A 23,568-nucleotide genomic window follows, 5' to 3' on the forward strand; every position below is an offset into this window, starting at 1 on the left:
TAATTGTAACGAACATACTTATGTCCGTCCGTTATGCCTCTGTCTCCGGGGCGGATTGGAGCCATTCGGCGATGCGGGGCACCATTTGCTCCGATGGCATATGCTCCATTTTTGGTCCCGGTAACGAGTACAAAAAGTGCTTTCCGTAATAGGATTCAATCACACGCGTATCATAAACGATAACGACCCCGTGGTCGTTCGCTGTACGTACCAACCGACCAAATCCCTGTTTGAAGCGAATGACCGCTTGCGGTACAGACAGCTTCATAAATGGATTCTTCTTCTGCTGCTGGAGCAGTTCGCTTTTTGCCTCCAGCAGCGGGTGATTCGGCGGTTGAAACGGCAAGCGAACAATGGCTAGACAAGTCAGAGCCTTCCCCGGAATATCGACGCCTTCCCAGAAACTGCTGGTCCCCAGCAATACAGAAGCTTTCGCTTCCTGAAACCGGCGGGTTAGCTTGCTGCGACTTCCACTGTCCACACCTTGTCCCAGCACAGTAATTTCGCTGGATGCTAAGGCCTCTTTGAGCGGCTCATACACTTGCCGGAGCATCCGATAGGACGTAAACAGAACGAGCATTCTCCCACGTGTCGCCTGAGCAGTCGCTCCTAGAGAGCTAACGAGCATATCTACAAAATGCGCATCTCCTACACTGCCCTTCACACTTGGGAAATCCCGTGGAATAACCAGCAACACCTGATCCCTGTAATTAAAGGGTGACGGGAGCTGCGAAGTCATCAGCCGCTCTTGATCTGCGGCCTCCTGTAAGCCGAGCTGATCGATCATGTACTGAAACGACTTATCTACCGACAAGGTAGCAGAAGTCAGAATAATGCTTCTTTTTTTGTCAAAAAACATTTCTTTCAACTGGCGGCTCACATCGACGGGTACCGCATAAAATTGCAATGATTTACTACGGAATTGCCCGCTTGCCTCGAGCCAGTATACGGTTGTTTCATCATCGAGTCGGATAAAAAAGCGCAAATTTTCTCGAATCCCCGCCAAATCCTTGAGCAGACCCGTGATATCTGTAATAAGGCTATCCGCCGCATAATCGTCATGTTCTTCCTTGACGTCCAGCATCAGCTTGTCGCCCTTGCGCAAAATTTCGCTCATCGTTACATATAGCTGATTTTCCAAAGCTCCCGCCTGATCCCACTTTGCAGGCTTGGCCGAAGGTTTGAGACGGGAAGAAAACTGTCCTGTTTCACCCGGTGTCGCATCACTTCGCTCCGGCAACATGCCAAACAGCTTGTCGCTTAGCAGGTCCCAAGTTTCCTTCACCTCTAACACGAGCGGATACAGCTGGTCGATAGTTGAGGCCCAATCTGCCGACTTCTCGTGCCCCGATTTCGCCAACTGTTGACGAAGTGAAGGCAGTTGTCCATTCTTGCTGTCTTTGAACAGTCGCGTCAGTGTATGCACGAGTGTGAAATATTTCATATGCATACCTAGGTGTTTACCAGCTACTTCCTCCAGGTGATGGGCTTCATCTATCACCAGATGTTCATAGCTCGGCAATAACTGATGACTGGCTTTGACGTCTGTGAACAACTTAGAGTGATTCGTAATAACAACATCCGCTATTCCTGCTTCATGGCGTGCACGATGATAATAACATTTGCGGAACCATGGGCAGGAACGACCAAGACAGGACTCTGAATCACTCGCCACCGTTTCCCAGAAATCCCCTCCACGGTTGCTCAGATTCAGTTCTTCATCATCACCGGTTTCTGTTAGCGTCAACCAGACGATCATCTGAGCCGCTGTAATTAAATCTTCCTTCGGTGTAGCGAAGTCTCTTCTGTTTATTTTATGTTCAAACTTACGCAGACACAAATAATGTCCCCGACCCTTGAAAATAGCAGCCCGGAACGGAAACGGAATCACCTTGGTCAGCATCGGAATGTCGCGCTCGCGTAATTGCTCCTGCAGGTTGATCGTATGTGTACTCACCATAACGCGCTGTCCCTTTTTCACACTGTGATACAGCGATGGGAGCAAATAACCCAGAGACTTCCCTGTTCCTGTACCTGCTTCAATCAGCAGATGCTTGTCTTCACTCAGTGCCTGATTCACACCCTCAATCATCTGTATCTGCGCCTCGCGCTCCTCATATTGACTCAAGGATGAACGCAAATTGTCCCGCACATCATCCATGTACTCCTCAAAGGTAACACCTGACAGTGGATTCGGGTCATCTTCTCTACGCGGAGCAGCTAGCTCCGTCCAATCTTCCACTTTTAGCGCAAGCTGACGAAAAAACTGATATCCCTCCAAATCCTGAATAGGATCAAGCTCTTTCTCTTCACGCACCCCATCAAGAAACCATCCAAGGTCACTGTCTTCCTCTGCAAACAAATCACTAAGCCGCTGTATCGTTATCAGAGGTAATGCTTGAAGCTCACCCAGACACTTTAAAAACACCTCGGCCGTAGCCAATGCGTCGCTGTCTGCTTGGTGAGGGCGATCATGTGCCAGCCCGAACTCAGAAGACACAAAACCCAACTGATACGAAGATAGTGATGGAAACATAATTTTCAGAAAATCCATTGTATCCAAGATTCTTCCGCTAAATGGCAAGTATCCGCACCGATCCAGAGCGTTTTGCAAAAAATTAAAATCAAACGCCACATTATGACCGACCAGTACAACATCGTCCAGCATAGGCACAAGCTCCATCATCATTTCTTCAAGTGCAGGTGCATCCTTCACGTCATCGTCTGTAATTCCGGTCAATCCAGTGATAAAAGGTGGAATAGATCTGCCAGGGTTCACATAAGAGCCGTAAACACGGGAAATGCTGTTATCATGATCTATAATTGCAAGTCCGACTTGAATGATGTCATCCGCGGACTGGGTGCCTGTCGTTTCAAAATCCAATACCGCAAATTTCATTCGGGCTTAATCCTTTCTTATGACACTTACAAAAATAATAACTCCGTATATTAGCATAGCAGAAGATCGCGTGTTTGGAAATTAAGACAGCCAAAAAAGACGATGCATACGCCGCCTCAGGAGGTGGGCATGCATCGTCTTACTCGGTGTCTGACAACTACATCCAGGTCATTATGGAGTTGTCGTATCGAAGCTTTTCGGTACCGGACAAACAGGCTTCCATATTGTGCAGCGGCTCGGGTAACGCAGGATCGAACTGATGTGCGAGAGCAAAACATTTTTGCGCCTCCTCTACGTCAGCCTGCTTTGCCAACAGACAGCCTAGCGCATTATAGATGACCGCTTTTAGTCCTGCCTGCTCAGTCAGGTCCAGCACCTTCTGAAAATGGTATACAGCTTCTGCTGGATCATCTAGTTGAAAATAGGCCATTCCCATATACATGCGACTCTGCCAACTGTTCGGAAAATGCTGTAGTACCTGCTCAAATTGTTGGATCGCCTCAGGGTACATAAGTAATCGATAATACCCTTGCCCCCGACTAAAAGCCGGCAGCTCTTTTTCAGGCAGCTCCGTGTCAGACATATCGGTCTCCGCGGAAAAGCCGGCCGCACGCAGGCACACCATTTTTTCCTCAAAGGCCAGCCACTCATCCATAATTCCGTCACTCATTCTCCGCAGCAGACTCCAGTGCTGTAGCAGCTCCTGCCTGCGGGAGCCCTGGGCTGATGGGTAATGCTTCACGATATCATCTAACATGCTGTTCATTTCTGCGAATACATGCTGGAACATGTGCATCCCGCCCTTATGAAAGATGGATTAATACACTCACATTTTTCGCTTAAAAGATGGGTTTCATCCGCACTCCCATTCATTACATGATCGTCGCATGTACTTCTTTGTTCATCGTTTGGGCTGGTTTATTATGTTCATCAACAAATACCACTGTTGGTTTGTATGTTTTGGCCTCTTCATTTGACATGGAAGCATAGGAAATAATAATGACTGTATCACCAGGCTGCACCAAACGAGCTGCCGCACCGTTGAGACAGATCACACCGCTCCCACGCGGTCCGGGGATAACATAGGTTTCCAGTCGAGCTCCATTGTTATTGTTTACAATTTGAACCTTTTCATTCTCCAACAGATCCGATGTCTCCATGAGATCTTCATCTATAGTGATACTCCCCACATAGTTCAGGTTAGCTTCCGTAACCGTAGCGCGGTGAATTTTGGATTTCATCATAGTTCTAAACATGGGAAAGCACCTCCGCCTTCTGTATTCTTATATTGTCAATCAGTCGGGTACTGCCAAATTTCACAGCTAGCGCTACGATGATGTCTTCCTGAACATCACATAGCCGCTGCTCGGGAAGAAGGGGCTCCAGACCAGGAAAAGTTAAAATTTCAATGTAATCAATGTCTGCTAAAGGAGAGGAAGTAATGGTGGACTCCACCATTTGATGTAACTGACGAATCGTAATTGTGTTTGTTACAATATCTTCGCTCACTTCTTGCACCTTACGCAGTGACTGGGACAGCACCAATGCCTGCTCGCGCTGTTCTGCACTTAAATACACGTTACGGGAGCTGAGGGCCAAACCATCCGCCTCTCTGACGATGGGACAAGGTACGATAGTCACGTTCATATTGAGATCAGTCACCATCTGCTGGAGCACAGCAACCTGCTGTGCGTCCTTCATCCCAAAAAAGGCCAAATCAGGACCTATCATGTTAAAAAGCTTGGCTACCACCGTAGTCACACCATCAAAATGGCCGGGACGGGAAGCACCGCACAAGCGATCTGTCAAAGCGGATACACGAATTTTGGTTTGGGTTGGTTGTGGATACATTTCTGCTACAGTTGGCAAAAATACAATATCCACGCCCTCACGCCGTGCTACCTCCAAATCACGAGCTTCATCGCGGGGATAGCTTTCCAGATCTTCATTCGGTCCAAATTGGATCGGATTTACGAAAATGCTAAGCACCACCGTATCTGCCATTTCACGCGCCTTGTGCATCAAGCTCGCATGTCCTTCATGCAGGTATCCCATCGTTGGTACAAAGCCGACTTTATGTTGCAGTAAAGAGGCAGAATCGTGTACCGTTTTTGCTCCATTGGCTCCAAGTTGCCGACGTTCGGCAATAACCTTGCGTAGTTGAGCCACTTCTCTTACGATGATCATGACTGAGATTCCACCTTTTCCTTAGCTTGTTTCTGCGCTTGTCCTTTTGCCTGTCCGTACAAGGACTCCAGGGACTCCACAACACGGTCATCCGCGCTGAATACATGCTCTGCGGCCGGGAATGCCCGCCCTTTCACATCACTCACATACTGCTCAATGCTGCTGCGGATCAAGCCGCCTACATCGGCATAGGTTTTAACAAAGCGTTTGCTGAAATAAGGAGATGCGTACTGAATCAGATCGTGATAAACAAGTACTTGACCGTCACATCCACGTCCTGCACCGATTCCAATGGTTGGAATGGAAAGTTCTTTAGAAATCGCCGTTGCCACTTCCTCAGTCACCAATTCCAAGACAATACCAAAGGCACCCGCCTGCTCTAATGCCTTGGCATCTGCCATCAACCGGCGTGCGTCTGCTTCGTCCTTACCTTGAATGCGATAGCCACCAATTTGATTAACTGATTGTGGAGTAAGCCCGATATGTCCCAGCACAGGTACACCTGCCTGAACAGTCGCTTTTACGACATCGGTAATTTCAGCTCCGCCCTCCAATTTAACAGCATGCGCATGTCCTTCTTGCATCAGACGACGGATGCCTTGAAGACTTTCGGATATGCTGCCGTGATATGTCATAAAAGGCATGTCCGCTACGATAAATGTATTCTCAGCGCCTCTTGCAACTGTCCGGGAATGGTACACCATATCATCCAAGGTCACAGGGATGGTCGAATCGTAACCAAGAACTACGTTACCCAGCGAGTCCCCCACGAGAATGATGTCAATTCCCGCCTCCTCGGCTATCTTAGCCGATGGATAATCATAGGCGGTCAGCATACTGAGCGGAATGCCCTCCTGCTTCATTTTTTTCATTTTTACAATATTCAGCGCTTGTTTTCCTGCCATCGCGAATGGCTCCCTTCCATCTTTTTTTGGCACAAAAAATAACCTTTTATGAACGCCTGTACATCTGCGTCATCAAAAGGTCCGAACAGCCAAAAAAGACACTCATTTTGAGATCGTCCCTTCTGTCTCGGTCCTGTTCGGCTCAGAGCAGAATCCAACGTAACCTTCAAATGAAGTTATGATGGTCTTACAAACTTGCTAAAGTAGAGCAATGTGCCCTTGGAGTGCAGCTCGGACCGTCCGATGCCGCCTCCTGCACAGTATAACAAAAAACATCAGCTTTTTCACGTGAAGTTTCACACAGGAAACAGAAAGATTGTGGTCGTATACTCAGCTAGGGTCGCTTCTACAATTGTATATCCCCTGAAATAACCTGAATCCGCTCACCCTGGTTCGTTTCTATCACTAATGCCCCTGAAGGGTCCAAGCCCACCGCTGTACCTTCTACCGCTATCCCTTGTCCCGTATGTGCCCGAACGCTGCGGTTCATCGTCACGGATAACGCCTCCCACAGCATGGCTATGGGCTGGAACCCCTGCTCGGCATACAACTTACTTAGCAGCTCCATTTCTTCCAGAACTGCAGCAATCAGTGCAGTACGGTCAATTTCAAGCCCTGCTTCTATTTTCAAGGATGTCCCTACATGGGATAGCTCTTCCGGGTAATCTTCTTTATTTAAATTTACGTCAATGCCGACCCCTGCAATACAGTAGCGGACCCGTTGATCCTCTGTTGCAGATTCCAACAGAATACCGGATACTTTGCGACCATGAATCAACAGATCGTTTGGCCATTTGATTCCTGCCTCCACACCCGTCAGCCGACGAATGGCTCTACACACTGCTACACCTGTAAGTAGCGTTAGCTGGGGGGTAAAAGCTAAGGGCTGGGTGGGGCGCAATACAATGCTCATCCATATCCCTTTGCCGCGAGGGGAATACCATTTACGTCCCTGACGTCCCCGACCCGCCGTCTGTTCTTCTGCCAGCACTACCGTTCCCTCCGGCGCATCCTCTTCTGCTAAACGCATAGCATCCTGCTGAGTGGATACCGTCGAATCCAGCACTATGATACGCTGGCCAAACGATTGTGTAGTTAATAGATCTGCCAGTTTGGATACTTCCAATCGGTCAGGCCGAGATATCAACCGATAGCCCCGGCGCGAAGAGGCATCGATATTATAACCCAGCTCACGCAGTTTGTTGATTTGCTTCCATATTGCTGTGCGACTAACGGAGAGGCGTCGGCTAATCTCCTCACCAGATACGTAATCGGATGAACCTTCCTCCAGTATGCCTAACAGTCTATCATGATTATTCACTACTCATCACCCGTTTCACTTCCTGAAGCAATGTTTCTGTTTCATTCGGGATATCTCCGCAAGCGACCGCTTGTAAAAGCCGTTCCATCATCTGCCCCAGCCAAGGTCCACCTGGTCGATTCATTGCCTGAACCAGTTCATTTCCAGTAATATTTAAATCTTTGATACGAACGACGACAGCCTGCTGTGTCCACGAGTTTGCCAGTTCGGCAATCTTCTTCACATGCTTTTCTACCCACGGCGGTAATCCACGGAACGAAGAAGGCAGTGTCTTGTGAAGCTCCAGCCAGTCTGAAGCTGTATCCTTTCCCAGCTTAATTAACAATCGAATCCAGTTACGACGCAGTACCTCGTCGTTGATAGGGTCAGAATCTCTCGAAACAGAGTTGTCAGCTATGGCAACAGCATGGCTGATGAGCTCGGTCTCCCATTCCAATAAATGAACCAAACGCAAACGTACGGCGTTGGAGAAGGTCCAAGCTCTTAATAGCTCGTCCGCTGCCTCGGAGCTAAGTCTACAAGACATAAGGAGCAAACCCCACCGTAGCTCTGCTGGCAGCTGCACGATCTCCTTGAGCGCCTGTGCGTCACATTGTTCCCAGGGAACCGGAACCTTCGTACAGCCAAGCAATCCGCTACGTCCCAGCATCTCCAATCCACGTAATGGGTCAGGCCCCGCTAGCATCTTTTCTAACTCGACTCGTACCCGTTCCATGGCTATATATCGAAGTCCCTCTCTGCGACGGATCATACCTTTCCAGGTATTGTAGGCCACCCGGAACCGAAATACAGAGGCAAAACGGATGCAACGCAGCATTCGCAGCCCGTCCTCCTCAAAGCGTTCCTCAGCTCGTCCCACACAACGAACGAGAGCAGCTCGCAAATCGGCTTCTCCCCCAAACGGGTCCACCCGCTCTCCGTGTTCTGCCATCGCAATCGCATTCATAGTAAAATCCCGTCGCATCAGATCCTCACGGATATCCTTCACGAAGGCAACTTCCGTTGGACGGCGGTGATCGGCATAACCGCTTTCTGTACGAAAAGTGGTCACCTCGAACGCATGGCCACCCTGCATAACCGTTACCGTCCCATGCTGGATTCCTGTCGGAATAACATGAGGGAATAGCGCTAAGACCTGTTCAGGCTCAGCCGAAGTGGTCAGATCCATATCATGAATAGCTCGTCCTAATATCTCATCCCGCACACAGCCGCCAACCCAGTAAGCTTCGTGGCCTGCTGCTGTTAGTGTATGTATGACCTCTCTGCCATGAAGTGCCATCTCTTGGTCAGCGCATTGCCAAGTATTTGTATTCATAGGGTTTCCCCCTTTGCAAGTATTCAATATAAAAAACGGACGCGAGTCCGCCCCCTTAAACGCTGATCGGTTTAAGATCCGGCACCTCGCGTCCCAACACACGGTAATAGATTTCTTCATATTGACGGGTAATCAGCTCATCACAAAAAACGGTACGGGCGCGGGTCAGACACGCTTCACGGAAACGTTCCGCCATCGCTTCATCGGACAACAGCTCAACTGCATAATCAGCCATCGCCTCAGTATTACCAATTTCAGCAAGATACCCCGTACTTCCATGCACAACGAGTTCAGGAACTCCTCCGGCCTGAGAACCGATTGTCGGCACTCCACAGGCCATTGCTTCCAGCGCAACCAAACCAAAACTTTCTTTTTCCGAGGGAAGCAGCAGCACATCCGCCATAGAAATCACTTCTGCGATCTGATCCTGCTTACCTAAAAAGAAGACCTTGTCTTGAAGACCTAAATCCTCAATTTTGCAGCGGATTTTTGGTAGATCCGGTCCTTCCCCCACCAGCAGCAGCTTCGCAGGCACTTTTCGTTGCACTCTTTCAAATATATCCAACACATCGCCCACCCTTTTGACAGGACGGAAATTGGAAATATGCATCATTATTTTTTCATGCGGTTGGGCAAAGTCTCTTCTAAGCGCAGCGGCATCTCGTGGATAATACACCCGTTTATCTACAAAATTATAGGTTAAATCAATAGGCCGTGTAATTTCCAGCGCATCTATCGTCTCCCGAATCAAATCTTTGGAAACCGCCGTCACAGCGTCACTTTTGTTAATAGCCAGCCGAATCAGGTCCTTCAACGACTCATCCTGTGCCAACACTGTAATGTCCGTACCGTGCAGGGTGGTTACCACCTTCAGATGATCACCCACCATTTCCTTCGCCAAGTAAGCGCACACTGCATGTGGTACCGCATAATGAACATGGAGTACATCCAAATTCTTCATTTGTGCGACTTGGGCCATTTTGGTCGCCAGTGACAAATCATAGGGCGGATATCTAAACACGTAATAATCGTTAATTTCAACCTCATGATAAAAAATATTTTTCTGAAACGTCCCGCCCAATCTGAACGGAATGCTATTGGCAATAAAATGAACCTCGTGCCCTTTTTCTGCCAGCAACTTGCCTAGCTCAGTAGCCACTACGCCGGAACCACCCAGCGACGGATAACAGGTAATTCCAATTTTCAGTTTGTCATTCAAGCTAGCTGCCTCCTTCCGCTCACCAGTGATAACTTTTCTGCCGATTTATTTTAACACTCTGCAAAATGCTCAAGTATAGAATTCTTATGTGAATAGCTTAACCAGATATGGCGTTTTGGACGCAAACCCTTCTGCATACGTAATCAGTTTGCGCTGACCCAACAACGAGTCGCGAGCTTTTACGCGTTCCACATATCCCTGATTTAATGGTGTGGACACTGTATCCTTTCCAGGCGCTGCCTGAAATTGCGAAGCATAACTCAATAACGACTGTTCCTTGACTTCATAATGCTCGGTGATATCCACAATCATATCCGTTCTGCCAATATCATTGATAAAATAAAAATATAATTGCTCTACCTGTATCGCAGGATTTTCTGGCATAAAACGTCGCAACTTCGCGTTAAATACCGCTTCCTCCACCAACTTGCTACACATGACATGGTCTGGATGCCGATCCTCCCAATAAGGAGCGAATACGACTTTCGGTGCATGGCGCCTGATTTCTGCTGTAACTGCAGCTACATGTTCAGGAGTTACATATAATCCACGATCAGGCAGACCCAAATTCGTCCGCACAGCAAGCCCGAGCACTTTCGAAGCATGTTCAGCTTCTGACATACGAGTATCCACATCACCATTGGATGACATTTCAGCCCGCGTCAAATCGCACACGCCCACCTTTAAACCAGCGGCTGTATGCTTGGCAATCGTGCCTCCCATTCCTATTTCTGCATCGTCAGCATGAGCTCCGAAAATCAGGATGTCCAGCGTCATTATATATCACCCTGCTGGTCAATGCCCGGTTTATATTTATGTACCAGCTCACGCCAAGCAAAATCGCCTCGGTCCAGCGCTTTCACCAGTATTTCAGCAGTTGCAACGTTTGTTGCCAAAGGAATCCCCTGCACGTCACACAAACGTAACAAGGCACTAATGTCCGGCTCATGCGGTTGTGCCATGAGCGGATCACGCAAGAATATAATCAAGTCCATGTCATTTTGCGCAACCATGGCCCCGATTTGCTGATCTCCTCCAAGCGGCCCGGACATGAAACGGTGAATTTCAAGCTTGGTTTGCTCCATAATGCGCAGACCTGTTGTACCTGTTGAAAATAACTTGTGATCTGTAAAAACATGCTCATAGGCCGTTATGAAATTTACCATTTCATCCTTTTTTCGGTCATGCGCTATAAATGCAATCTTTAACATTCGAAGTTCCTCCTGCCTCATTCTATAATTTCATTCGTCCAATCATTCGCGTATTCTTAATCGATGTAATGCTCAAATCCATATACAAGCCCTGGCTGCTCCATGACCTTCTGAATACCGATTTTAACACCCGGCATATAGCCCGCCCGTTCATAAGAATCCTGACGAATCTTCAGAGATTGTCCAAACCCTCCGAATATCACTTCTTGCTGTGCGAACACACCGGGAAGACGGACACTGTGGACACGAAACCCTTGATAGTAACCTCCCCGTGATCCTTCTAACGTTTCTTCCTCTTCCGGGTTACCCTGTCGCAGCTCTTCACGCTGTTCGGCGATCAGCTCTGCGGTCTTAATGGCTGTGCCCGATGGCGCGTCCAATTTTTGGTCACCATGATATTCGATAATTTCCAGATGTGGGAAGTATTTCGCTGCCTGAGCCGCAAACCGCATCATCAAAATGACGCCAATTGAAAAGTTTGGCGCGATCAGACCACCAATTTGCTGCTCACGACACTGCTTGTCCAGTTCATCAATCTGTTCGGGAGTAAACCCTGTTGTTCCGATAACCGGACGAACTCCATGCTTGATAGCAAGCTCTGTATGTGCATATGCAAAACGCGGCCCCGTAAAATCGACCATGACATCCGCTCGGCTATCCAGTAATGCCTGCTCCACATCCTCCACAATAGCGATACCCGCTTCCGGTAGTCCGACGAGAAGGCCGGCATCACTGCCGGCATGTGTTCTGTTCACTGCGGCCACAAGCTGTAGTTCCTCATCTTGAAGAACCAATTTGACAACTTCACGGCCCATACGCCCTGCTGCTCCTACAACAGCCACTTTTATTGGTTCTGACATATCCCTACAACTCCTTATGCATCCATTTGTGCTAGATCTGTTCATTCATCTGCTGGCATAACTTCTTCATGAGGTTGGCAAGCTGCACATTGTGAGGAAACAGTGCAGCCGCCTCACGAGCAGCCTGCACAGCCAGCTTATACTCATTCATTTCGTCATAAATCAATGCGAGCAGCAAAAAAGCATCCCCACATAACGGATCGAGGGCTATTGCTCGTTCAAGTAACAAGATCGCATCCTGACGCACCTGCGGCGTAGCTCTGTCGACATCCAGCATTTTTCTGGCCTTCTCCGTATGCTGCCTGGCTTCCTGCGCATGTAGATGGAGAACATATTCATCCTGCTGTGGAGCGAGACGAACCGCATGCTCTGCATATGCGAGAGCCTGCTCCAAACGACCACTACGAGCATAGGTAACCGAGCACCGGAAATAATGCTCCGCATGATCAGGCTGAGCTGAAATTGCTTTTTCAAACCATTCCACGGCCTGCTCAAAATCGTTCTGCAAAATGCACTGATAAGCTTTCTGAACGTATTCCTCCGCCTTCATGACACTGCACCTCCGGGTAACCGGTTTGGTACAGCATATGTACAAAGCGCCTAATCGGTGTCCTTTTGGGTCCAACGATTCGCATCACGTGTGTTAAATTTATGCATAACCTTATCATGTGCCTCGGTCAAATTTATACCTAGCGAGTTCGCAAAGCAGATGGTGATGAACAAAATGTCCCCCAGCTCCAGCTCAATGGAATTGTCCGCCTCATCCGTTTTTTTCGGTTTCTCGCCAAAGGAGTGATTGACTTCCCTCGCCAGTTCCCCGACTTCCTCAGACATCCGGGCCAACATCGCTAAAGGGCTAAAATACCCTTCCTTAAATTGAGATATATACTGGTCTACCTCACGTTGAATTTCATCTAATGATTTTTCCATGAAACACGCAATCCCCCCATGTGCAGGTTTATTCATATGTTATCGTAAAGCACATTTTAAAACAAATTTTTTTTAATTGTGAACTTACGACCCCAACTTACTGTCATCAGTCTTTTAAAGCTACCGTAAAAAGGTATACTACATATAAGGAGCTGCGATTAGCAAAATCAGTATGAAGTCGTTCTTCCTTAAACTGCTACTGCGAGGGATTATATGAAGATATCCAAGTCCATGGAACAGCTTAAAATGATTTTACCCATTGTGCTCGGGACCGCCATCTATGCATTCGGTCTGCTTTATTTTATTATACCCAGTAAACTGATGGAAGGTGGTATTACTGGGATCACCCTGCTGCTCAATTATGCTTTTTCGATTTCACCCTCTCTCTCCACATTGCTTCTGAACATTCCTTTATTTTTAATTGGATGGAAAATGCTTGGGGGCAAGCAAATTCTATATACAGGGGTAGGTATTGGGTCGCTCACTTTTTTTCTGTGGTTGTATGAAAAAATGATTCATCTCGGATGGATGGGAACATTTCAAACTGAACACGATTTTATACTTTCTTCATTATATGCGGGGGTTACGCTTGGGGCCGGATTAGGTATTGTGTTCCGCTTTGGCGGCACCACGGGCGGCTCGGATATAATCGCTCGTATTCTAAACCGGAAGTTTGGCTGGAGTATGGGAAGGATTATGCTGGTCATTGATATCGTCATTATCGGTGCTTCACTACTTTACATACCAAAAGAAAAAATTCTATATACATTAGTCGCCGTGTTCATCGCGTCCAAGATTATTGATTTTATACAAGAAGGCGCCTATTCCGCCAGAGCCTTTATGATTATCAGCGACCACACGATGGACATTGCGGATATTATTATTAGAGACATGGATCGCGGAGTTACTATTATTCCGGCTGTAGGTGCATTTTCCAAGCAGGCCAAGCATGTTGCCTATTGTGTCGTGCCTCGTCAGGAAATACGACGTTTGCACCAAATTGTTAAATCGGTTGATCCACGGGCGTTTATTATCATACAGGATGTGCATGATGTACATGGAGAGGGGTTCAAAGAGGAATAGCCCGGAAATCCGGGCGATGGGCTAACATATATGGATGGCTCAGCAGCCAACGACGCGAATGTTCGAATTTGCATCGTTATCCAGAGAAACCAGCTCGATATTTACGATAACCTGCATAGACCAGCGCCAGCAGAACAATCATGCCGATTGCCAATTCTGCCCGGCGCTCACTTTCACGCGGGATAAATGGCGCCAGTGCAGTGGCGTCTTTTTCACGTCCAAACAAGGCATTAAACGTCGGATTTCCCTGATCCAACGCCCCTCTAATTGCTAAGGCATCTGCGTATTGCTGATCACCCAATCCTTTGACGTAGGAAATCCATGAATCAGCCCGGACAACCTCACTTGTTCTGCCATGTATCAATGCTGCTGTACGAATCGTCTCATAATGGTCCTCCAGCACTGCGGCTCCAGCTTTGAAACCCTTCATGTTACCTTTAGCAAACTGGCTGTTCAAACCGCTAACATCTTCTTTTAAAATCTTATAATACTGCTGCCATAAGGGCTGACGCGGATGTGCAAGCGCATCTGTCGCAAGTCGTAAAGTGGCCGCAGCCTTCACCCACTCATCTGGTGATACTTGGACGGACTGTGTAGCTTGCTGCACCTCAAGGATGCTGCCGGACAAAGCATGAATGGCCTCTACAGATAACGCTGCCTGCACCTGTCCGGTGCCAAACCATCGACTCACCTCGGCTACATCCGCGCGCGCTTTTTCAATGTTCCCGTCCATCACATCCCGGTACAGTATCGCAGCTGCATGATCCAGTTCCTCAATTTCTTTTGTATTTCCTATGGGTTTTGATTGATCACGCGCTTCTGCCACACCTGGAGGGACGCAGACGGACAGCATCAGGACCATAGATAATACAACACTCGAAACAATACGTATCGTAATTTGAAACGTCTGACCCCTAATCATGGGACATCCCTCCTCACCTTACTGTATGGCAAGGTTACCGGGACTAGAACTTTCTTCAAAATCAAAACCAAAACTTTGTGTAGCTAAATGATTAAAGCTCTTTCTTATTTTATGATCATCACGGATTCCTTTCTATTTCTTCACTTCTACTCTCATTCGATTGCGCGCAAACATGGCAAGCCATGCTGCTACGATACTGGCAAGGGTTAGCATATAGGTAAACGCACGCACTTGCGGTACATTATCCATTAGCGTCTTTGGAAGATACGGATATATACCAAATGTATAATCCATCGTATCATTTAACAATGTCCAGAGTGCGGCTAGGCATAAAGCAGTCCATTTGCAGGTGAAAAAACGCACGAACAGTAACGCTTCGACCGCCATTGCCGTGTGAGATGCCACCAGCATCCAATCCTGCCATATCATATGTCCCCCCTGCGCAACTCCCCAAAAAATAATAGCTGAAGCCCATATGCCATATTTTACACTCGTGACAACAGCCAACGCCTCCATGATCTGTCGAATGACCTTCAAGCTCTTGAGACGCGGAGAATAGAGCAAAAATGCTATAGAGATCGTAAAAAACAGACTCGCCGTCGGACTATCAGGCACAAATACAATCTGCCACATCGGATGATAATTTAGAGTATATTCCAACTGCCCCCCATACCATATGTACCCATACACTGTTCCTACCAGATTACACCAGAACAGCAGCCACAAAAAAGGCCGGCTCGTCAAGAACGACCGGCTCCACAAATAAGATAACGACACGCCCTTCATCCTCCGTTCATACGACGGTTGCCTTGTACAGGCCCATCCTACAAAGACTATATCATATCCAAGCGTATCAAAAAAACCTGACCGCCGCTACAGTCAGGTTTGATGATTATGATCTCGAACTAACAATTGGTCTGAAATCCAACTTAGGGTTCCTAAGATTATTCTAACTCATTGCTTTCAGCTCATCCGTAAGATGACGAAAAGCTACTTCATCTCCGGAGGCCAGCGCCTCATCAATATCCTTGTAGAGTTTTTCACTCCGGTGTTTACGTAATGCCTCGTCCAAAACCATTTCAGCAGACAGGCCCAACATTACTTCATAAGTAACCTTCATTTTATCCATAGGATGCACCTCCAACATGAGTTTAAGAGATCCTATATTCTTTTCCTTTCGCCACATAGCTGAGTGCCGTTCGTGACATCCGCTGCAAATCTGCATCTGTCAATTCGCGCACCACTTTGGCAGGTGTACCGAGAGAAAGAGTATAGGGTGGTATTTTGGTATTTTCCGTAACGACCGACCCTGCTCCTATTAAAGCATATTCACCAAGCTCCGCTCCGTTGAGTACAATGGCCCCCATACCGATTAAAGTGCCTTTGCCTACCATACAACCGTGGATTATTGCAGCATGACCTATCGAAATGTCATCCGCCAGCAACAGGGGCTGATCCGTGTTCACATGTCCCACGACACCGTCCTGAATATTGCAGCGTTCACCGATGATGATAGGCGCCATATCTCCGCGCAGTACGGCATTAAACCATACAGAGGAATCTTGGCCGATCGTTACTTTTCCGACAATTTTTGCTCCTTCTGCCACATAGACAGATGAATGGAGCTGTGGCATGTTTCCGTTATAGTGAATCAGCATCAACTTCACCCTCTCATTTTGGGTGAAATTCTATCAACATGTGTGTTGCTTGTCAATGGAGCCGTATACCCGAGTCGTTCCGCCCAATGCGGCACTCTCCCGCCAACTTCAGCCCCCAGGCTGTCATCTGTACAGAGGGTCCCGTCGGATGTTCACCCTGACGAAGCATACCCAAGTGAAGCATCATTCGTATAATTCTCTGATCAAAGACCGAACGGGGCGTATCATAGTAAAACGGTCGAATCAGTGGGCCGATATGTACAAAAAGCGACTCTGAGGACGTCCACGGTCTGGCACATTCTCCAATCCAGTAGACTAGAGAAAGCAAATTAGGAACGGCTCCTTTATACAGTCTTAACCAAAACCTGAATAGCTGTATCATTTCTTCCTCAATTGTATGCTCCTGATGCGCTTCCCCCTTTGCCGTCAGCACAACCTGGTCCCCTTTCTCCTCGATGTACTTGGAGTGTCGGGCATAATCATACAGTAGGGCCATTCGGTCTGGATAAAACTTAAAAGAGGAACCATACCCGAAACGCCATCCTCCCTTACCCAAAAGCGGCTCCGCAATGTGCAAATGCTCCATCAGCTGCTGCTGATTGCGACGATACCAAGCCCCCTCGGGATTTAGCGGGACCTCATGCTGCCCCATGTATTGAAGGAAAAGCCGTAAATCCTCTGCCAGTAGATGCCCTTCATCCCGGTACGATGACGGTTCGCTTACCCGTGTCATTCCGCTTTGGAAGTCATGTACCATAACACGTCGAAAGCGCTCCTTCATATCCAACGGAATTTGGAACAAATACCTCGTGTTGTGCGTCGAACCGTTGAACAACCAGCCACTAGAACGCAGACGGGTCACAATATCTCTTGGCCGCTCACCAGGATTTTCGTCCTCCTCAACAGACTGTTTGGCTATTGCAATCAATTCCTCCATGCTGAAATACGGTCGGTCATCGAACAGCAGTGCGTTCAAAAACCTTACCTCTGACAACCTCAGCTCCTTGACCTGCGCCTCAAAAAAACTACTGCTGCCGAGCTTCGTCAAAATCCCCTGGATCAACTCATGCTTGGAATTAGGTTTACAGTCACAATCGTAATACACCGCGATTCTGTTCAAATGCACAATATCCGCAAATGTCAGCATATCCGCCAGATTCATTGTTCCATCGCCTCGTCACTGGACTGTCATCCGGAATTGATTCTTACCTGTTGTACCCACAGCTTTGACGGATTGTTCAAACTCTAAACCTCTTTTTTTGCAAAGGTATAATTAAAAAACAAAAAAGACCACGACTTCTACGATGAGTAGAAGCCGTGGTCTTTTACTAACTTTTTGAGTTACAGTCACTTTTCTCTTGCAAATGCTTCGTGCAATTATACAAAAGTGGTGCCCAATCCATATCCTCACGCTGAAGTATACTAAGTGACAAATTGCCGATTCGTTCCGTGAATTTTTCCTGATACAGAGCCTTATACAAATTAGCCAAAAAACCGCCGTGGGAAACGACCAGCAGATTCTTGTCCCGATTTTCCGTCCAAATGGCCTCCATAAAACCTAGCCCGCGAAGCTGAAGATCCGCATCGCTTTCCTGCCCTAGATCCAGCAGATGCCAGTCGACTCCCCACTTCTCTTCACGCTCGGCCTGTGTCATGCCCTCGACCTGACCATAAGCACGTTCTCTTAGTCGATCATCAGATTCTAGCAACGGAAGATGCAGAGCAGAAGCAATAATCTCCCCGGTCTCTTTCGCTCTGGAGAGACTACTTGTAATAAGCCCGTCCCAATGATAAGACTCTCTCTTTAATCGTTCTGCAAGCAAGCGTGCCTGCTGGCGTCCTTCCTCATTTAACGGAATATCACTGTGGCCCTGGATTTTCCCTACCGCATTCCAATCCGTCAATCCATGTCTGATTAAGCCAATAAGCATCGTGTCTTTTCCTCCGCTGTTTTGTTATTCAGGCATTGTTATGAATTCATATTGGAGTCCAGCTGTCCTGCTAACTTCTGACCCTTCTCGTCCGATGGATCCAGCCCAGAGAAAATAAAGCAAGCGCAAGTGCCAGTACAGACAACAGCATCCAGTATTGCGGATAAGTAGGAACAATGCTAGCAACCAGCGGGTCCATAATGCCACTATTCACATCTTTAATGTGGTATTGATATTGTGGAGATGTACTTGTAGTTTCCAACAGGCCTGTCGGTAAAATACCCGTATCCATGACAGGAGCTGCTTGAGGGGGATTTTCCTTAGAGGAGCTTCCATTCCAGTTCAAAAACAAAAAGCTGCATAAAAATACGGCCAAGAAGCCAGCGATCCATACAGACATATACTTACGGGCTGCTGGGTTCACACGCGCACGTCGATGCTCACCCGGAACAAGCCACGGTGATTCTTCATAAATTCGATCCATGACTCTGCGATTCATGGCCTCTAGCTTATCATCTGTTATTTCAAAGGAAATATCACGAATAGCGGATCGATTTTCTTTTGACAAATCCCACTCTTTTTCTTCCGAACCATGTTCCCACCCAGCAGACGAGCTTTTGGCCCGTCTGCGCTCCGAGTCTTGTTTCGATACATTTTTGCCTGTAGCGAACAAATCCTCAGTGTCCCTGGATTTCATTGGCTGCTCATCCCTTCGTTTTCCTCATAGAGAGGCTCAAAAAAATAAGGCTCCAACTGCGTCTTCACACTGGTTCTTGCCCGGAAAAGCAACGACTTCACCGCACTGACGGTCTGTCCTAAAATAGTCGCAATCTCCTGATAATCTAATTGCTCATATTCACGCAAAATCAGCGCAGATCGCTGCTTCTCAGGCAATCTATTGATCGCTTCACGAACCATCTCTACCTTCTCACCGCGAAGGACAGCCTGCTCCGGAATTACATCCGATGGAGCTACCGGTACATAACCGCTCTCCTCCAATGGAACCTGACCGCTACGGTGCTTGCGAAGCTCACTTAGCACCGTATTGCGTGCAATTGTATATAACCAAGTGGAGAACGATGCGTCTACCTCGCGAAAAGAGTGCAGGCTCCGATACGCTTTGTAAAACGTCTCCGAGCATAAGTCCTCAGCAATCATTTCCAGGTTCGAACTTTTCAGCATATGATAAACAAAAGCTAAAATTTTACGTTGGTGACGCCTCATTAATTCTGAATAAACCTCAACATTACCTTGTTTGATTTCCTGAATCATCTGGGAATCTGTCATCATCCGAGTGAGACCCTCCTCGCCCATACATGTGCTGTTTTCCCGTTCGATTCTGTCTATATATACCGAACAGGTCAAAAAAAGTTGCGCCCTCTGCGCAAATGGATGAAACAGCATCATGGAACATTTGTTATTTTCTTACCCTATGTAGTGCCAACATTAACGGTGCTATCCCCAACAATATTCAACGTCCAAAATGGACTTACCCATTGTACCACAAAATGACCGCCAGTAAAAAAGTCCAAAATCCCCACGATTTCCATCAATGCCTCCCTAACGCTGGCAACTAATTCATTTATACAGCTTTTCAATGGATTTTAAATTTTTTCAAGATTAAATGACAAACCTACTGAAAGCGTGCCATCAAATAAACCAATAAGGATAATTACACAAAAAAAGAAAACGCTTTAAAAAAAATATTGACAAAATGAAAACGTATACATATAATAAAAGTACAGTATGGTTTCTCTCCACTCCTATCCTACTCAGCTACTTCACTAAAAGTAGCTACCACCCGGGGCTTTACCCGGGTGGTCTTTTTTTTGTTTTCCAATACTCCTCTTTACCTTACTCACCTACCCCATATGTGGGTTGATAAAATACATCAATATTTCACCAATTATTTGGTTGTCCTATTAAAACACATTATTATATAATTAATTTTTTCAATAGATAGGGGGCAGGAAATGAATAATAAGTGGAACAAGGCTGTATATAAGATTTGGTCTCCAATTTATGATAACTTTTTCAATTCAGGTAGCTTCCTCAATTCTAGAAAGATCATATTTCAAGAAAAGTCATTTAATAGCGAGCAAAAAATACTTTTTGTAGGTGTAGGAACTGGAGCAGATTTAGAATTAATAAATCACTACGGGCTGGATATTACTGCCATAGATTATTCACCTGAAATGCTTAACAAAGCAAAAGATAAATTTGCCAACACCTCCATAAAATTCTTGGAAATGGATGCTCAACAAATGAATTTTATGGATGAGCAATTTGATATAGTAGTAGGAAGTTTAATTCTCTCAGTAGTACCTAACGCAAATAAATGCTTCGATGAGATGGTGCGGGTTTTGAAAAAAGACGGGGAAATTATTATTTTCGATAAGTTTTCTCCTAAAGGAAAAAAGCCCTCATTATTCAAAAAAACGATAAGGCCCGTTATTAAGGTGTTAGGAACCGATATAGGGTTGAATTTTGAAGAACTGTTTGAAACCCAAAAAACAAAACTGCGGATCAAAAAGGATGCACCTATAATGTTCAACGGTATGTATAGAAAGATAGTAATTACAAAATAACGCGTAGCTCCACTACCTCTTCAAGTAACAAAAAAGCGAGCGAAGAGAACCTTCACCCGCTTTAGATCTTTTCTTACTACTTCACTCCCAGAAAGTGTGGTGCTTTTAAGGCGGTCCATAGCGTAGAGGTTCATTTGAATCTGGAGAAGCGGAGCGCTCGCCTTTGCCTGCGGGATTTTCCCCTTTGTACATATATTCAGAAAATCCGCAGACAACAGCGATCGTAAGATCAAATGAATCGCGGAGCGCAGTCCCTCCTTTAACGAACACTCATACTTTCTTCACCCTTTATACCACCACTTTATAGCCCATCGAATCCAGCAGTGTCTTGGCACGCTCCCAATCCTGCTCTTGACGGAAGGAAAGCCGCATGATGCCTGGGACATCCTCCCGGCTTTCAATGATTTGCATATTGCTCAGATTAATGCTGTGATTCCCCAGTTCCATAGCAATTCGCCCGATAATCCCTGGGGTATCCGGTACATCAATATACAGATCAAACGTAGAGACGATGACTCCTTTACGACGCTCTGGCAGTTCACTGCGGAAGTGCCCAGCTGTTAAAAACTCGTCAGCGATTCCCTCACCGTCTTGTATTCTCAGTAAATGGGTAAAACGCTCAATCTGTCCGTTCCATTCTTCCAACAGACCTAGTAAAACTTCACGATTGCTCAGTAAGATGTCCCGCCACACAACCGGATCACTAGAGGCTATCCGTGTAATATCACGGAACCCACCGGCAGCCAATGTACAGTACAACGGATTTTCATCATTGTGCTTTCGCACCTGATTCACCAGCGCTGCTGCAATAATGTGCGGAAGATGGCTAATCGCACCGACAATGTCATCGTGCATAGCTGGTTCGACACGCACAACATGAGCATTAGTATATTTTAATAAACGTTCCAGCGAGCAGTATGCTTCCTCAGGCACACCCTCTGCCGGGGAAAGCACATAATATGCATTTTCAAACAGCAACGCGGAAGCAGCCTTTACACCGGAACGCTCCGAACCAGCCATCGGATGACCACCGATAAAGTAAGCATTGCGCAAAGAAATTTCTGATGCTTTTTTGGCAATTGCCGATTTCGTGCTGCCTACATCGGTGATAATACAACCCGCTTTAAGCGGTAGCCTGCTTAACAGTTCGAGATAATACTCCAATAAGCCCACAGGTACGCATAAAAAAATAAAATCGGCATCCTCTGCCGCTTCTTCAACCGAAAGAGTCGCGGTGTCCACGACACCACGGCTTAACATCGGTTCCATCAGTTCAGGGAGATGGGCATGGCCGACAACCGAAATATCCGGCTTCCCTTTAAAACAAAGTGCGAGGGACCCACCTATCAGTCCCACGCCGAAAATGGCAATCTTCATCAATTATCAAATCCCATCTGCGGAAATTATAGGCGTACTTTCGCCGCTTCCGCCCCCAGGACCTGTTCCAGCGCACGAATAAACAACTCATTTTGCGGTTGTGATCCAACGGACACTCTAATATATGTCGGATATTTGTGATGACCTGCGCGAATAATCACACCTTTACGAAGCAACTCCTGGAATACCTCACCGGATGGACGACGTACATCCAGCATAATAAAATTACCATGTGCTGGGAAAGACTCCAATCCCAGACGCTTCAGCTCATTTTGCAAATAAGCTCTGCCCTCTGCATTACGATCCCGGCATTCTTGAACAAATTCCTGATCTTCCAAAGCAGCAATAGCCGCAGCCTGTGCTACCCGTGAAGTATTAAACGGTTCACGAACCTGATTTATCAAGCGAATAATTGACTCAGCTCCCATACCATAACCAATGCGAAGCGAAGCAAGGCCATAGATTTTGGAGAAGGTGCGAAGTACAACCAGATTTTCATACACTGGCAACAAACGAATGCCGTCGGGATAAGAACGATCCGTCACAAACTCGGCGTAAGCTTCATCCAGCACAACCATGATATGCTTTGGTACTTGGTTCAAAAACGCAATCAGCTCCGCTTCGGGTACAATCGTGCCCGTCGGGTTATTTGGATTACATATCCAAATAATTTTTGTACGGTCATTAATGTGGGACAGCATAGCATCCAAATCATGTACACCATCACGCAAAGGCACCTCAACTGCAACCGCTCCCTCAATTTCCACGTTACTTTTATACACGGAAAATGTCTGATCGGCCATGATGCTTTCTTCTCCAGGAAGGAGGAAAGCACGCGTAATCAACGCAATAATTTCGTCAGAGCCACAGCCATAGATAAACTGATCCTCTTTTAAACCCGTCCGTTTAGCTAGTGCCTGTGTCAAAGCTACCGCACTTCCATCAGGATACACACTAATGTTAGCAAACTCCTGCTGAATAGCCTGCAATACTTTAGGAGAGCTACCATACGGATTCTCATTCGAGGCGAGCTTGATGACTTCATCGAGTCCCAGCTCACGTTTTACGTCTTCAATCGGTTTACCGGGCTGATATACTGGCAAATGTACAATATGCGGTTTAGGTTGCATGCCCCTACCTCCTCTATCCAATCAGAACTATA

At 46.8% G+C, this 23,568-nt stretch carries 26 protein-coding genes; 2 read left to right on the forward strand and 24 right to left on the reverse strand.

From position 1 onward, the window contains the following. Positions 1-31: 31 nt before the first annotated feature. The 13 genes from dinG to MKY75_RS14295 all read right to left on the reverse strand — a co-directional run bounded on the left by dinG (position 32) and on the right by MKY75_RS14295 (position 12,847). Positions 32-2,899, reverse strand: a complete 2,868-nt coding sequence (gene dinG / locus MKY75_RS14235; RefSeq protein WP_318627170.1) for an ATP-dependent DNA helicase DinG — start codon at positions 2,897-2,899, stop codon at positions 32-34. Positions 2,900-3,056: 157 nt separating this feature from the next. Beyond that, positions 3,057-3,689, reverse strand: a complete 633-nt coding sequence (locus tag MKY75_RS14240; protein ID WP_340885720.1) for a tetratricopeptide repeat protein — start codon at positions 3,687-3,689, stop codon at positions 3,057-3,059. A gap of 82 nt (positions 3,690-3,771) precedes the next feature. After that, a complete protein-coding gene (panD, locus tag MKY75_RS14245) occupies positions 3,772-4,155 on the reverse strand; it encodes an aspartate 1-decarboxylase (RefSeq protein ID WP_013371641.1) in 384 nt (127 codons plus the stop codon). Next, on the reverse strand, positions 4,148-5,086 hold the full coding sequence (panC, locus tag MKY75_RS14250) for a pantoate--beta-alanine ligase (protein WP_069011505.1): 939 nt from the start codon (positions 5,084-5,086) through the stop codon (positions 4,148-4,150). The genes panD and panC overlap by 8 nt, the downstream gene beginning before the upstream one ends. After that, on the reverse strand, positions 5,083-5,991 hold the full coding sequence (gene panB, locus MKY75_RS14255) for a 3-methyl-2-oxobutanoate hydroxymethyltransferase (RefSeq protein WP_039271112.1): 909 nt from the start codon (positions 5,989-5,991) through the stop codon (positions 5,083-5,085). The genes panC and panB overlap by 4 nt, the downstream gene beginning before the upstream one ends. A 346-nt stretch (positions 5,992-6,337) precedes the next feature. After that, positions 6,338-7,312, reverse strand: a complete 975-nt coding sequence (locus MKY75_RS14260; RefSeq protein ID WP_029517364.1) for a biotin--[acetyl-CoA-carboxylase] ligase — start codon at positions 7,310-7,312, stop codon at positions 6,338-6,340. After that, positions 7,305-8,627, reverse strand: a complete 1,323-nt coding sequence (locus tag MKY75_RS14265; protein ID WP_318627169.1) for a CCA tRNA nucleotidyltransferase — start codon at positions 8,625-8,627, stop codon at positions 7,305-7,307. The genes MKY75_RS14260 and MKY75_RS14265 overlap by 8 nt, the downstream gene beginning before the upstream one ends. Positions 8,628-8,682: 55 nt before the next feature. Continuing rightward, positions 8,683-9,846: an N-acetyl-alpha-D-glucosaminyl L-malate synthase BshA gene (gene bshA / locus MKY75_RS14270; RefSeq protein WP_029517362.1), complete on the reverse strand. Its 1,164-nt coding sequence runs from the start codon at positions 9,844-9,846 to the stop codon at positions 8,683-8,685. A gap of 84 nt (positions 9,847-9,930) precedes the next feature. Further along, positions 9,931-10,623 carry a bacillithiol biosynthesis deacetylase BshB1 gene (gene bshB1, locus MKY75_RS14275; RefSeq protein ID WP_165146952.1) on the reverse strand — a complete coding sequence of 231 codons (693 nt, stop codon included), beginning with the start codon at positions 10,621-10,623 and terminating at the stop codon, positions 9,931-9,933. Further along, positions 10,623-11,057 carry a methylglyoxal synthase gene (gene mgsA, locus MKY75_RS14280; RefSeq protein WP_029517360.1) on the reverse strand — a complete coding sequence of 145 codons (435 nt, stop codon included), beginning with the start codon at positions 11,055-11,057 and terminating at the stop codon, positions 10,623-10,625. Before mgsA ends, bshB1 begins: the two co-directional genes overlap by 1 nt. Before the next feature lie 56 nt (positions 11,058-11,113). Further along, on the reverse strand, positions 11,114-11,917 hold the full coding sequence (gene dapB, locus MKY75_RS14285) for a 4-hydroxy-tetrahydrodipicolinate reductase (protein ID WP_029517359.1): 804 nt from the start codon (positions 11,915-11,917) through the stop codon (positions 11,114-11,116). 31 nt (positions 11,918-11,948) lie between these two features. After that, the gene (locus MKY75_RS14290) at positions 11,949-12,467 is read right to left on the reverse strand and encodes a tetratricopeptide repeat protein (RefSeq protein WP_029517358.1); all 519 of its coding nucleotides are present in this window, start codon (positions 12,465-12,467) and stop codon (positions 11,949-11,951) included. A 50-nt stretch (positions 12,468-12,517) separates the two neighbouring features. Then, positions 12,518-12,847, reverse strand: a complete 330-nt coding sequence (locus tag MKY75_RS14295) for a nucleotide pyrophosphohydrolase (protein WP_340885723.1) — start codon at positions 12,845-12,847, stop codon at positions 12,518-12,520. A 213-nt stretch (positions 12,848-13,060) separates the two neighbouring features. On the opposite strand from MKY75_RS14295, the gene MKY75_RS14300 reads away from it, so the two are divergent. After that, positions 13,061-13,930 carry a YitT family protein gene (locus MKY75_RS14300; RefSeq protein ID WP_029517356.1) on the forward strand — a complete coding sequence of 290 codons (870 nt, stop codon included), beginning with the start codon at positions 13,061-13,063 and terminating at the stop codon, positions 13,928-13,930. A gap of 76 nt (positions 13,931-14,006) precedes the next feature. On the opposite strand, the gene MKY75_RS14305 is transcribed toward MKY75_RS14300, so the two are convergent. From MKY75_RS14305 to MKY75_RS14340, 8 genes are all read right to left on the reverse strand, one after another. Beyond that, positions 14,007-14,852 (reverse strand): sporulation protein YpjB, encoded by an 846-nt coding sequence (locus MKY75_RS14305; protein WP_318627165.1) that lies wholly within the window; start codon positions 14,850-14,852, stop codon positions 14,007-14,009. 132 nt (positions 14,853-14,984) lie between these two features. After that, positions 14,985-15,629: a DUF1405 domain-containing protein gene (locus MKY75_RS14310; protein ID WP_165146958.1), complete on the reverse strand. Its 645-nt coding sequence runs from the start codon at positions 15,627-15,629 to the stop codon at positions 14,985-14,987. A gap of 172 nt (positions 15,630-15,801) precedes the next feature. Continuing rightward, complete coding sequence (locus tag MKY75_RS14315) at positions 15,802-15,981, reverse strand: IDEAL domain-containing protein (RefSeq protein ID WP_013371655.1); 180 nt, start codon at positions 15,979-15,981, stop codon at positions 15,802-15,804. 22 nt (positions 15,982-16,003) lie between these two features. Further along, positions 16,004-16,510 (reverse strand): gamma carbonic anhydrase family protein, encoded by a 507-nt coding sequence (locus MKY75_RS14320; RefSeq protein WP_340885726.1) that lies wholly within the window; start codon positions 16,508-16,510, stop codon positions 16,004-16,006. Between the two features lie 52 nt (positions 16,511-16,562). Beyond that, positions 16,563-17,672: a hypothetical protein gene (locus tag MKY75_RS14325; RefSeq protein WP_069012435.1), complete on the reverse strand. Its 1,110-nt coding sequence runs from the start codon at positions 17,670-17,672 to the stop codon at positions 16,563-16,565. A 166-nt stretch (positions 17,673-17,838) separates the two neighbouring features. Then, positions 17,839-18,441, reverse strand: a complete 603-nt coding sequence (locus MKY75_RS14330; protein ID WP_029517351.1) for a histidine phosphatase family protein — start codon at positions 18,439-18,441, stop codon at positions 17,839-17,841. A 70-nt stretch (positions 18,442-18,511) separates the two neighbouring features. Continuing rightward, positions 18,512-19,138 (reverse strand): hypothetical protein, encoded by a 627-nt coding sequence (locus tag MKY75_RS14335; RefSeq protein ID WP_029517350.1) that lies wholly within the window; start codon positions 19,136-19,138, stop codon positions 18,512-18,514. After that, positions 19,135-19,731, reverse strand: coding sequence for an RNA polymerase sigma factor (locus MKY75_RS14340; protein ID WP_013310707.1), 597 nt, complete (start codon positions 19,729-19,731; stop codon positions 19,135-19,137). Before MKY75_RS14340 ends, MKY75_RS14335 begins: the two co-directional genes overlap by 4 nt. A 683-nt stretch (positions 19,732-20,414) precedes the next feature. On the opposite strand from MKY75_RS14340, the gene MKY75_RS14345 reads away from it, so the two are divergent. Next, positions 20,415-21,029 (forward strand): class I SAM-dependent methyltransferase, encoded by a 615-nt coding sequence (locus MKY75_RS14345; protein WP_340885728.1) that lies wholly within the window; start codon positions 20,415-20,417, stop codon positions 21,027-21,029. A 105-nt stretch (positions 21,030-21,134) separates the two neighbouring features. Here the strand turns inward: MKY75_RS14345 and MKY75_RS14350 are convergent, their stop codons facing one another. Genes MKY75_RS14350 through hisC form a run of 3 tightly spaced genes read right to left on the reverse strand, consistent with a single transcriptional unit; the run spans position 21,135 to position 23,536 of the window. After that, on the reverse strand, positions 21,135-21,299 hold the full coding sequence (locus tag MKY75_RS14350; RefSeq protein WP_161626999.1) for a hypothetical protein: 165 nt from the start codon (positions 21,297-21,299) through the stop codon (positions 21,135-21,137). A gap of 18 nt (positions 21,300-21,317) precedes the next feature. Then, complete coding sequence (locus tag MKY75_RS14355) at positions 21,318-22,406, reverse strand: prephenate dehydrogenase (protein WP_029517347.1); 1,089 nt, start codon at positions 22,404-22,406, stop codon at positions 21,318-21,320. A 26-nt stretch (positions 22,407-22,432) separates the two neighbouring features. After that, positions 22,433-23,536 (reverse strand): histidinol-phosphate transaminase, encoded by a 1,104-nt coding sequence (gene hisC / locus MKY75_RS14360; protein WP_039271090.1) that lies wholly within the window; start codon positions 23,534-23,536, stop codon positions 22,433-22,435. Positions 23,537-23,568 lie beyond the last annotated feature (32 nt).

Source organism: Paenibacillus sp. FSL L8-0663, assembly GCF_038008125.1.
GTDB classification, from domain to species: Bacteria; Bacillota; Bacilli; order Paenibacillales; family Paenibacillaceae; genus Paenibacillus; species Paenibacillus polymyxa_D.